The organism is Haloarcula sp. Atlit-47R, from assembly GCF_003665985.1.
Classification (GTDB): Archaea; Halobacteriota; Halobacteria; order Halobacteriales; family Haloarculaceae; genus Haloarcula; species Haloarcula taiwanensis.
In genome coordinates this window covers 229,375-241,122 of sequence record NZ_QPLQ01000003.1, presented here as the reverse complement: position 1 = coordinate 241,122, position 11,748 = coordinate 229,375, and the positions used below count along the sequence as shown (strand labels likewise).

At 54.5% G+C, this 11,748-nt stretch carries 8 protein-coding genes; 5 read left to right on the top strand and 3 right to left on the bottom strand.

The genetic code is table 11. From position 1 onward, the window contains the following. Positions 1-114 precede the first annotated feature (114 nt). Both DVK00_RS13300 and DVK00_RS13295 read right to left on the bottom strand, forming a co-directional pair. Positions 115-1,449: a glycerate kinase gene (locus tag DVK00_RS13300; RefSeq protein ID WP_121512762.1), complete on the bottom strand. Its 1,335-nt coding sequence runs from the start codon at positions 1,447-1,449 to the stop codon at positions 115-117. A gap of 388 nt (positions 1,450-1,837) precedes the next feature. Next, positions 1,838-2,767, bottom strand: a complete 930-nt coding sequence (locus DVK00_RS13295) for an NAD-dependent epimerase/dehydratase family protein (RefSeq protein WP_101351819.1) — start codon at positions 2,765-2,767, stop codon at positions 1,838-1,840. Between the two features lie 349 nt (positions 2,768-3,116). On the opposite strand from DVK00_RS13295, the gene DVK00_RS13290 reads away from it, so the two are divergent. The 5 genes from DVK00_RS13290 (at position 3,117) to DVK00_RS13270 (ending at position 10,129) form a co-directional block, all read left to right on the top strand. Then, complete coding sequence (locus DVK00_RS13290; protein ID WP_121577841.1) at positions 3,117-4,436, top strand: glycosyltransferase family 2 protein; 1,320 nt, start codon at positions 3,117-3,119, stop codon at positions 4,434-4,436. A 219-nt stretch (positions 4,437-4,655) separates the two neighbouring features. After that, positions 4,656-5,936, top strand: coding sequence for a nucleotide sugar dehydrogenase (locus DVK00_RS13285; protein ID WP_121577840.1), 1,281 nt, complete (start codon positions 4,656-4,658; stop codon positions 5,934-5,936). 163 nt (positions 5,937-6,099) lie between these two features. Next, entirely contained in the window at positions 6,100-7,215 is a 1,116-nt protein-coding gene (gene wecB, locus DVK00_RS13280) for a non-hydrolyzing UDP-N-acetylglucosamine 2-epimerase (RefSeq protein ID WP_121537063.1), read from the top strand. A gap of 292 nt (positions 7,216-7,507) precedes the next feature. After that, on the top strand, positions 7,508-8,485 hold the full coding sequence (locus tag DVK00_RS13275; RefSeq protein ID WP_121577839.1) for a DUF1616 domain-containing protein: 978 nt from the start codon (positions 7,508-7,510) through the stop codon (positions 8,483-8,485). 435 nt (positions 8,486-8,920) lie between these two features. After that, on the top strand, positions 8,921-10,129 hold the full coding sequence (locus tag DVK00_RS13270) for a glycosyltransferase (protein ID WP_121577838.1): 1,209 nt from the start codon (positions 8,921-8,923) through the stop codon (positions 10,127-10,129). A gap of 19 nt (positions 10,130-10,148) precedes the next feature. On the opposite strand, the gene DVK00_RS13265 is transcribed toward DVK00_RS13270, so the two are convergent. Beyond that, positions 10,149-11,366 carry a glycosyltransferase family 4 protein gene (locus DVK00_RS13265; RefSeq protein WP_121577837.1) on the bottom strand — a complete coding sequence of 406 codons (1,218 nt, stop codon included), beginning with the start codon at positions 11,364-11,366 and terminating at the stop codon, positions 10,149-10,151. Between the last annotated feature and the right edge of the window lie 382 nt (positions 11,367-11,748).

Below are 11,748 nucleotides of genomic sequence, written 5' to 3'. Positions count from 1 at the left end.
AGCCCGTCTGCTGATAAACGTGACCCACGGATCGAACGGTGGCTGCCACATCCTCCGTGATACAACGGTCCGGTAGTACCACCTAAGAGTAGCCACCGCGTACCTGTGCCGCCGTTACTCGGTTGCCTCTGGAACAACGAGCACAATCACGTCGTTGACGTTCGTCCCGGTCGGTCCGGTTTCAACTGTCGCCTCGAGTTCTGAGAGGTGCGAGCCGGCATCATTTGCGAGCAGCGCGTCGCGGGCTCGTTCGCGGTCCTCGATGATGCTCGTATCAGCGATAGCTCCGGCCACGTCTGAACTTCCGTCTTCGCCATCAGTGTCGACGGCAGCGATGACTGCGTCGCCGTCGTGGGCCAGTGCCCCCGAAAGGACGAATTCCTGATTGGGGCCGCCCTGTCCGCCATCTCCCCTGACCGTGACAGTCGTCTCACCACCGGCAAGGAGGACTGCTGGCGGTTCGACCGGTGTGCCAGTCGCTGTCGCTTCTTCGGCGATAGCGACGAGCGGCTTCGCTACCTCACAGGCCTCGCCGCGCAGCCGAGACGTGAGGACCAATGGTTCGTAGCTGGCCTCCCGTGCGACAGCAGCGGCGGCGTCAAGTGCAGTTGCGTTGTCCGCGATGAGATGGTTCGTAACACGGTCGAAGACTGAATCGTCGGGGAACGGTGTCTCCGGTCGTCGGCCATCTTGCCCGGCTTCAAGATGGTCGTGAACGGCTGGCGGCGGCGCGAGGCCGTATCGTTCGAACACATCGATCGCATCTCCATACGTGGTTTCGTCCGGGACTGACGGACCGCTACCGATGGTCGAGAGGTCGTTTCCGACGACATCGCTGACTAGTACCCCGGCAACAGTAGCGGGAGCCGCGCGCCGTGCTATCTGTCCACCCTTCAGGTCTGAGAGGTGCTTCCGGACCGCATTAATCTCCGTAATCGGAACGCCACCACTGAGGAGTCTATCGGTCGTTGTCTGGAGGTCGTTCAGTGTCAGGTCCCCGGCCGGAGCCGATAGCAGCGCGCTGGCTCCACCAGTCAGGACAAATAAGATGAGCGTGTCCGTGTCGGCTTCATCGACTGTCTCTAGTATCTCAGTCGTCGCCGCGACGTTCTTGTCCGACGGTAACGGGTGGTCTCCCATCGAACTCTGGACGGTTTGAGTGTCGACGGCCTGCTTGGAGAGGATGTGGCCGCCGCTGAGGCTGTCGCCGAGCATAGACTCAAGTGCCCGTGTCACGCCGCCGACGGCTTTCCCACCGCCGATAACGATAACATCGGTATACTCGGCAAGTTCGTAGGTCGTTCCGGCGATTGTCAGCGTCTCGCCGTCGCGGCTGACAGCCGATTTGGTGGCGGCCGTGGGTGCAGCCGCGTCCACAGCAGCTTCGAGACAGTCGAGTGCCACCTCGTGTGCAGCGCTGGCAGCCAGTGCGCTCCGGTTATGAATCATACGACTGATTCCGTCCGAATCGGTAAAAAATCCCCCACAGAAACGGTGCTCAGTGGTGCTGCCAGAAGCCGCTTCTAGTCTGGAGGCAGTGCAGGCACTGTGCGTGACCCGTTAGATGGCTCCACAGCGTACCGCACTGCCGTGTCTGCCAGTACTGAGTGAAAATGTAGACAGGCAACAGCACGGCTGTTCTCGTTTTCGAATGAGTTGGTCAGGTCAGTGTTAGACGCTATTTTATATCAGTATGCCTTGGTTATATCATCGCTGTGTGTACAAGTGATGACTTCGTGACGCAAAAAGCCATTTCGCTACTATCGGGAGCAAAAAATGGCCTGAATGAGACTATTGCCCCGCATTTGCAATATCCGTTAGCAGCAACAGGAGGTGCCTATTCGCCTTCAGCGTTGAGCGTTGACTCAAGCCCTTCTCGGAGAGATACGGTCGGTTCATATCCGAGCAGTGTGCGTGCGTCACTGAGGTCCGCTTCGCTCTCTCTGATATCACCCACCCGCTCGGAGACGTGTTCAATTGCCACATCCGTTCCAACGACGTCCCGGACGGTTTCGGCGAGTTCGTTGATACTAATGCTTCGCCCAGTTCCGATGTTGAACGGCCTGCCGGTCGCATCTGTCGTGGCTGCGAGCAGGTTGGCCCGGACGACATCATCGACGTGAACGAAATCACGCGTCTGCTTTCCGTCACCTTCGACTGTGAGCGGGTTACCGGCCTGCGCCTGACGGATGAACGTGCCGATGACACCAGCGTATTCCCCGTCCAGTCCACGCGGCCCATAGACGTTAAAGTACCGTAGCGGGACTGTCGGCAGACCGTACTGCTCTGTATAAAACCGCGCATACTGCTCGCCGAGATGCTTCTCGATTCCGTACGGAGTGCGTGGATCAGCCGGTTCCGCTTCCGTAATTGGGACCGTATCGGGGGTACCGTATACGGCGGCACTGGAGGCGAGTACGACCCGCGCATCCTGTCGTCGAGCGCAGTCGAACACGGAGACAGTTGCCGACCCATTAAGTTCGTGACAGGCGACCGGCTGCTCAACCGACTGTGGAACACTAACCATTGCGGCCTCATGAAAAACTACGTCAACGTCATTCATCGCCTCGTCAAGCGTTCCCTTTTTTCGTATATCACCCTCAACGACGGTTACATCGGCTGGGAGATTGGCACGCCGTCCCGTTGAAAAGTCATCGAGGACCCGCACATCGTTCTCCTCCGCTAGCGCTGACGTAAGATGGCTCCCAATGAATCCACCCCCTCCGGTAACTAACACCCGACAATTGCGGATCTCATTCGTCGACATGCTACCCGAACGGGGGGTTTTCATGGGTTAAGTTATTCGTAGACATACGCCTCGGTTCATAAGCGACTAATCTTTGGATCACAGGGCATGTGCCGAGCGAACGCCCGGTGAGACCATAGCGGCCACGTATCGTGTCCTCACGTCAGTCCGTACTTTGTTACCAGCTTTTTGCGAATAATACAGGATTGGCGCAATCTCGGAAAGCTGGGAATAACAATATGATAACTCGTTCACAGCAGAGCATAACGGAATCCACTATTCGCCACAATGACACCACTAAACGTACCGGAGCGTGTGGACGATCACACCGGACGACCGCAATTGAGTGCGGTTCCGGAGTGGAACTGAGATGTCGGATAGAATACAGCAATCGCCCGCTAGTGACAGCACACGCGAGGTTTCAAAGAACTTGCCCGCCGTTGGGTTAGTCGCAACCGAGTCGAACGCAGAGTGGATTGCGGCTGAGATTCTTCGTATACACTCACGGGCACACCAGGCAATTGTCACGGCTGCAGTTGATGCTGATCTTCAGGCACTCACTTTTGCCCGATGGCTCGATGCAGAAGTGGTTCTCCCCTCTGGAAACTGGGCTGAGGCCGATTCCCCCCGCGAGCGCCTGCAGCTGTTCGCCAAGGAAGCTGGGTATCCAGGCCTTCTCTACCATGGTGAGGAGGATGGGTCAGTTAATCTCCCGGCAAGCCGGGACGCCCTGAAAGAGACCGAGAAATTCACCGTCGACGCCCAACTTGAACCCGTCACCGAGGCGGATCCGACTGTCATGGTCGGAATTCCGGCATACAACGAGGCGGCAACGATTGGTACGGTGGTGGAGTCTGCCAAGAACTATGCAGACACCGTTCTGGTGGTCGACGACGGGAGTACTGACGACACTGTCGAAGTCGCATCGGCGGCGGGCGCGACAGTGTACGAGCACGACCGTAACGTCGGGTATGGTGGTGCCCTCAACAGTATTTTTGACCAGGCTGACCGGGGTGATGCCGACTACCTGGTCATCCTTGATGCTGATGGGCAACACGATCCCAGTGATATCCCGGACTTGATCGAACAGCAACAGGAGTCGGGAGCCGAAGTCGTTATTGGAAATCGGTTCGATGAGGACGCAGACACCGAGATGCCGTTGTATCGGCGGTTTGGTCTGTTTGCGGTGAATCTCATGACTAATCTCAGCCTCGGAATCCTCAGACCGACCAAGCAGATCAGCGACACACAGAGCGGGTTCCGTGCGTATAGTACAGAGGCGATAAGCTCACTCGCTGAAGACAACTCAATCGGCGACCACATGGATGCAAGCACCAATATTCTCTATCACGCACACTCGAACGGCTACCAAGTCGTAGAGGTCCCAACGACGATAGATTACGACGTGGAGGCTTCTAACAACCTTGGCCCAGTTGAGCATGGACTCACCCTCGTTGGTAACATTATTCGGACAGTTGAGCGAGAGCACCCTATCATGTTGCTTGGTGTGCCCGGAGTATCCTGCGTTCTGGTCGGATTTGCGTTCACCTACTTCACGATGTTCAATTATCTTCAGTCCGGGAGCTTTCCGCTTGGATATGCTCTGGCTAGCACCACTTTCACAATCATTGGGATCCTCGCATCTTTCACCGGAATTATTCTTCACTCCTTGGAATTATACCGGAAATAGCCGGCGGCTCAGTAGTTGATTGGCCATATTAGGTGGTCCAGACACACTTATCAGGTCTGGGTTTACTATGGTGTTATCTCTATTACCAGAAACAACTTCTGCATAACAAAGGCTAATCTATATGATTCGTAAGTCAATGCGAAGCGAATCAACATCAGACTATCTAGCACGGCGACAGCGTGGCGAGTCAATAACGAAACGACCGAGGGCACAGAGAGCATGAGTATCTGCGTCCATGGGCTCGGCTATATCGGGCTCGCGACTGCATCGCTGTTCGCCAACGCAGGTACTGATGTCACTGGTTTCGATGTTGACGAAGGTGTAATCGATCGCCTCAACGAGGGAAACCCGAACGTCAGCGAGCCTGAACTTGAATCGTACATTCAGGATGCACTGGAGTCCAATCTAACGCCGAGCCGCCGTCCCCAACCCGCTGATGTACATATTATCTGTGTTCCAACCCCGTACGACGAACTGAACGACGGGGCGGACCTGACATACGTGAAAGATGCCGGACGGAACGTGGCAGACGTTCTCAGATCGGGCGACACCGTGGTGCTGGAATCAACAGTACCGCCGGGCACAACGACCGGAATCTTGGCACCGATCCTGTCACAAGACGACTTCGATATCGGTGAGGATGTACAGCTGGGGTACACGCCTGAGACGGTGATGCCAGGGAATACGCTCACAGAACTCCGAACCAACGATCGAATCGTTGGTGGTGTTGATGAGGCCTCAGTCAGTGCCATCAAATCGCTTTATCAACCACTCACCTCAGGAGAGATACATGTCGCCGCAGACCCAACGACCGCCGAGTTCGTGAAGCTAGCACAAAACGCCGAACGAAACGTCAGTATCGCATATGCCAACACGCTTGCGCTCCTCGCAGAGAACTACGGCATCGATGTTCGGTCTGCAATTTCGCTCGCGAACAACCATCCACGGGTTGATATTTTGAGCCCTGGTCCGGGCGTGGGTGGGCACTGCCTTCCTGTCGACCCACATTTCCTGAGCGATGGGTCTGGTGCTACAGAGCTAATCGATATCGCGAGCCGAGTCAACAGCAGGATGCCCGAACACGTCGTCAGAATACTCGAAGATGCCATCGGCTCACTCGAAGACAAGACTGTGGCCGTCCTTGGAATCACGTACAAGGGCAACGTCAGCGACACTCGCAATTCTCCGGGATTGGAAATAGCCAAACTGCTCGGGACTGTCACAGTGGATACACGCCCGGCCATGGATGGGGGTTGGGACGAGGGATCAGTCACGATTCACGACCCGCGGGCAACGGACTCCAGATTACAGCTAGTGCCACTCGATGTAGCAGTTGACGGCGCTGACGCGGTGATATTCGGGGCTGCACACGATGAGTTTGCAGCGCTCGACCCAGAGGACATCAGGTCGAAGATGGCAGGCCGGACTGTGGTTGATCCAGTTGATGTCATCGACACGGCGCAATGGACTGAGCACGGATTCGATGTCCGGACACTCTGAGTTAGTGCTCCGAATAGCCGTCTGTCAGAAACAATTCTCCCACTGGCAATCAACAACGGCGTAGGAGGCCTATAACAAATCTTATCGGCTACTCACGGAATCGCTATGAAACTGAGTGGGTGGACTCCCACCGGACGTTCAATTACCGGAATCGTGAGCAACAATGACTGACAACACCGTTGGGTTTGTGCTTGGAACGCGCCCAGAGATTATCAAGTTAGCCCCGGTAATCAAAGAGTGTCACCGGCGTGGCGTCGGTACACACATCGTCCACACTGGACAGCATTACTCAGACTCGCTTGATACTGTCTTTTTCCGACAGCTCGGGTTATCACCGCCAGATGTGAACCTCGAAGTCGGATCTGACGATCACGGGGCGCAGACTGGTGCGATGCTCACTGGTATCGAAGAAGAACTTCAAGCCACTGAGCCCACAGTGGTGTTTGTCCAGGGAGACACGAACTCCACCCTTGCGGGCGCACTCGCGGGGAGCAAGATGGATGTCGACGTGGCTCACGTCGAAGCAGGACTTCGAAGTTTCGATGACGAAATGCCCGAAGAGACGAACCGCGTCATCATTGATCACATCGCTGACCATTTGTTCCCACCAACCGCCGAAACAGCAACGTTACTCCGAGATGAGGGGATTCCCGAGGACCGTATCACAGTCACTGGAAATACGATTGTCGACGCAGTCGAGACCTTTGACGATGATGCTGCAACCAGCAGTCAGATTCTGAGTGAGCTCGGCGTTTCAGAAGGGCAGTTCGACCTCTTGACCGCTCACCGAGCGGAAACAGTCGATGACCGGGAAGCGTTCGAGCGGATTCTCAGCGGCGTCGCACGAGCAAGCGCTCAAGCGAAACGAGAAGTCATCTACCCGATTCATCCCCGAGCGAAGGACCGCCTCGAAGAGTTCGGTATTGCAGTTCCCGACCAAATTCGTCTTATCGAGCCACTGGATTTCTTTGATTTCCTCAGATTAGAGAGCACAGCGGACCTGGTGTTCACCGACTCAGGTGGTGTGCAGGAGGAGAGCAGCATCCTCGGGACACCGTGTGTGACGCTTAGGTATGGAACTGAACGCCCTGAGACAGCATTTGTTGGTGCGAACTGTGTTGCCGGCCGGAAACCGAGTAGCATCACCGCGGCAGCGACACAAATGCGCGGAAAGGCCGGGGACTGGAACACGCCTTTCGGAGATGGGACAGCCGCCGTTCAGATTCTCGATGCAGTCCCGGAACTCCCCGCAAGAGAAACAGTCACGGCCCCCGAGTGACCAGAGCCGGCAAGCACTGTCTCTCGATAGTGAGTCTATTCTTAAGCCCGAATTGACCGGTCCCCGATGATTCGCTTGGCTGGGGATAGACGGATCCCGACTCAATTGCGTACAACTGGACGCCCACGCTCTGGACAGTTGCTTTCCAAGTGGCAGTTCATCAACTGACAACAGTCTCCTTGCCATCCAGTGAGCAAATTGGGAGGCCAGATTACGGACGATAATCTTTGATCTGACTGTCTACACTGGTAGTAACTGTCTAATTTTATTACTTCACTCTCATCAAGCGATAATGGCTACTGATGCAGATGCGAACATCGAGACGGAGGCGTTCCCGATCGACCTTCTGCTGATCGGACTCCTTGGCCTCTGGCATCTCGCCACTGTCCAAGGGTATATCGGACAGTCTCCCGCAAGAGTTGTTTTGGGGTTGGTGGCGGTGCTTATCGCGCCGGGATACGCTTTGACCGCGCTTCTATTCCCGCGCGGTTCCGCCGAGTCAGATGGATCGTTTGATAACTGGGGGGGACGAATCTCTACAGGCGAACGATGTGTCCTTGCAGTTGGAACCAGTGTCTGTATTGTCCCGCTATTGGGGCTAGGAGTAGTCTTGATTGCCCCGGGTGAGACTACCGGACCGTACCAACTCTCTATCGGCGTAACGACTGTCGTTCTCACGATTGCTGCAGCGATTCGACGGCTGCGAGTGCCAGCTGACGAGTCTTTCAGTCCCTTACGTTGGATGACAACCGTCCGGAGCAAGGCGTCTCGACCACCGGTTAGAAGTGTTCCGATGCTACGGACGTTGCTTGTATTAGGGCTTCTTCTCTCCGGTACCGGGATCGGTTACGCGGCCATATCGACTGACCGGGGTGAACAGTTTACGGAGTTTGCGCTGGTAACTGAATCCGACAACGGAGAGCCCATTGCGTCTGAGTATCCGTCAGAGATGGCACTCGGCAGTTCCCGGACTGTTCAGGTCACCATCGGCAATCATGAGGGACAAGAGCTAAATTATACAGTGGTAGTCATCGCTCAGAGAATCAAGAACGGCAGTGTCCTAGCTACCGCGCAGATAGGTCGGTTCAGGAGCCGCGTTGCGGCTGGTGAAACTCTTAATCGATCGCACGAAATGTCTCCCACGCTGGTTGGAGAGGATATCCGGGTTTCATACCTTCTCTATCGGAACGAAGCCCCGGTTGGATCGAACCCTCGCCCCGAGAACGCGTACCGACGTACGCATATCTGGGTTAGCGTTACCAGTACCTGACGGCAGCGGTTCACACTTTGTAATGACGTATCAACCGTGCACACCTGTATGACGCCTTCATTTGATGATCCTGATCTGCCTTGGGGCTATCACAATGAATCTCTCAAATTGTGAAAATTTTATATGAAGCTAACAAGCCTGACGAGTTAGAGCTGACGTCTCCAGTTTCCTGTTTGGTAGAGGTCAGGATTGACCGCAGCGCAGTACAGGTACCACTACGAGCAGGCTTCGTACGTGTAATGCCCGCTGACAGGGGCAGACTACATATTGGACTGTACAATGAGTCTCGTAAGATTTTCTTACCGTCTGTTCCTTCCAACCCGCTCTATCGTTCTGTCCATCTCATCTGCTCACCTGAACAGCGGGGTCATGTTGTGGAATTCAATTTCGGAACCCAGTGACTAACAAAGACTATCTGACGGGATCAGTACGACAATGTACGAGTCGACGCTTTCAGATGGGGCCGGTTCTGCTGTCTCGACAGTACCCAAGCAAAACAATGTAACCACGATGGACGGTGACCGACCACTGCTGGCATTTTTCATTCCAGATCTCTCCGTTGGCGGTGCAGAGCAGGTCGCAATCACAATCGCGAACGGACTGGTCACCCGAGGATACGACATTGATCTTCTCTTGTCACGGGCGAGCGGTGAGCTTCGGTCGGAATTATCCGAACAGGTGTCTATCGTCGAACTGCCACCATCGAAGACGCCTGTGGTCGGGGTGGCCGCGCACCTACCGTTTCTGGCCACATATTTAAATAAACGAAAGCCAGCAGCGTTGTTTCCCCATCTTGAACACCCCAGCATTGTCTCACTCGCCATCAATCGGTTCCTCAGCGCCGATACTGCAGTGATTCCGACGCAACACTCCGTGTTCGGACACGACGTTGAGGCGACACCGAAAGACCAGATCGTCAGACGGATCGTTCCCAGACTTTACCCCGCATCAGATCAGATAATCAGTGTTTCCGAAGGCGTCGCGGGTAGCCTCGTCGATAGAACACCAGTCGACCGATCAGACATTTCTGTCCTACACAACCCTGTGGATGTCGAACAGATTCGTGGTCGGGCCAGACAACCAGTCGAGCACGAGTGGGTAGAAAACGATGAGCGAGATGTCGTCCTATTCGTTGGGCGACACGCACGGCAAAAGAATCTCGATGGATGGGTCCATGCGTTCGAGAAAGTAGTCAACAGGAACCCCAATGCGCGTGCAGTCATTGCGGGTAAAGGACCGTGCAGAGCGCAAGTTCAGACGACAGTTGAGCAGTTGGGGTTATCAGATGTGGTGTCTCTTCCCGGATTCGTCGATAACCCGTATCGGTACATGACAAAGTCAGATGTGTTTCTCCTCTCGTCCCAGTATGAGGGATTACCGACGGTATTGATCGAGTGTTTGGCGGTTGGGTGCCCGGTCGTGTCGACAGACTGTCCAAGCGGCCCCAGAGAGATCCTCTCTGATGGGGAGCATGGTACACTTGTCCCAATAGACGACACGGATGGATTGGCCAACGCAGTCTGTGACACGCTTGCTGACCCGCCTGATTCTGACCGGTTGCGGTCCCGCGCTGATGACTTCTCGCCGAAACCCGTGTTTGATGAGTACGAACGTTTCCTCGAAAAGCACGTCTTCACAGCTTAACAGCACTACCTGCCAGGCATTAGCCTAAGATTTCAGCTGCGGGGAGTTGGCCGTCATTGATGATTGTTTCGTGCAGGTTCGCAAGTCGTTGCCCGTGTGCCTCCCACGTCCAGCCCTTCGATACTAACCGTTCCTTTCCGTTTGTTCCCATTCGTTCTCGTTCTTTTGAATTACCGATGAGACTGTTCAGAGCGGTAGCAAGCGCATCGGAGTCTTTTTTTGGGATCAAGAGACCCGTCTCCTCGTCTACAACTTGTTCTGGGATACCGGACACAGCAGAGGCGACAACCGCTGTTTCGCTGGCCATCGACTCGTATATAGTGTTCGGCCGGCCTTCTGCGTGGCTCGGGAGCATGAAAATGTCTGCAGCAGCGAACCATCGACGAAGGCCCAGTGGCGGAACTTCCCAGAGAACTCGATAGTTCTCGTGATGGCTAGCTTTGAGTTCGGCGAGGAGTTCTGTGCGGAGATCACCGTAATGACCGACGAACACAAAGGCTACGTCGTCGTTACGAATGTTATCCAGAGCCTCACAAATTTCGCGGATCCCTTTCCGTTCCGTATACCCGCCACAGAACATGACAAGCGTAGTATCTTGGTCGATTCCTAGTTCCTGTCGAATCGTTGCCTCGTTATCCGTTGGATACCGTGACGGATCCGCACCGTTGGGGAGTACAGTGGCTTTCGGGGTTTCGGTAATATTGTTGGCAATTCGTGCGAGTGATTCACTCACGCAAAAGATCCCATCCGCGTAATCGAGAGTCTCTCTGATCTTCCGTCGGCTTATCTGTGAGAGATTGTAGAAGTTATTCAAAATTTTTCCACGTCCCATGACTGTCAACGGGATATCGTTGCTCCTGCAGTACGGAACCAGCCCGTAACCATCGTAATGGATGTGACCAGCGTGACAGATATCTGGCGTCTCAAAGTTCGATGAGACATATTTCGGAAGCATTTCCGAAAACGACTTCGACGATAATGTGTATTTGAATAGTTTTTGTGGCAGCAAATAAAGGAACCTTGGATAGTGGACCTCATGAGAGCTGTACTCATGTCGACTCGGGATATTACTGAACTCGGAATAGGGGCCGATCGGGGGCGCTCTCGGACGAGGGGTAACAACATCTAGACTAGCGTCTCTCGCACTGAGCGCTTTGATAGAGCGGAAGTTGAACAGCCCCATGTAGGGATTAAAGGGGTCTGGGTGGTTCATCGCACTTACGACCGCATCGTACATGAATGCTGACTAGAAATGCGCCTCATTAAGTATGCATCGGGTACTGGTGTTCTCTTTGACGCATGGTTTAGAAGACAGACAATAACAAATAAAATTATAGCTATCTTGGATGTGCTGTTCACTTTGGGATGCTACGCTCTTGGGGGAAACTATCGCGCTAAAGTCATCCTTGAACTGGCAATTATAGATGAGTTTGACGCGTAGGGGCCTAACTGTTACTTTATTCAGAATACATATGTTGAGCCACCAATTTCTGCGGATGGTCGGTCGAAAACAGGATCTTCTCGGGTTATATGCACCCCAATATATGCTATGGAACCCTACAGATTCTACGTCAACCCGATATGTGGCTGTCGAGGTGCAGGTCTTCAATCCAGAGCTC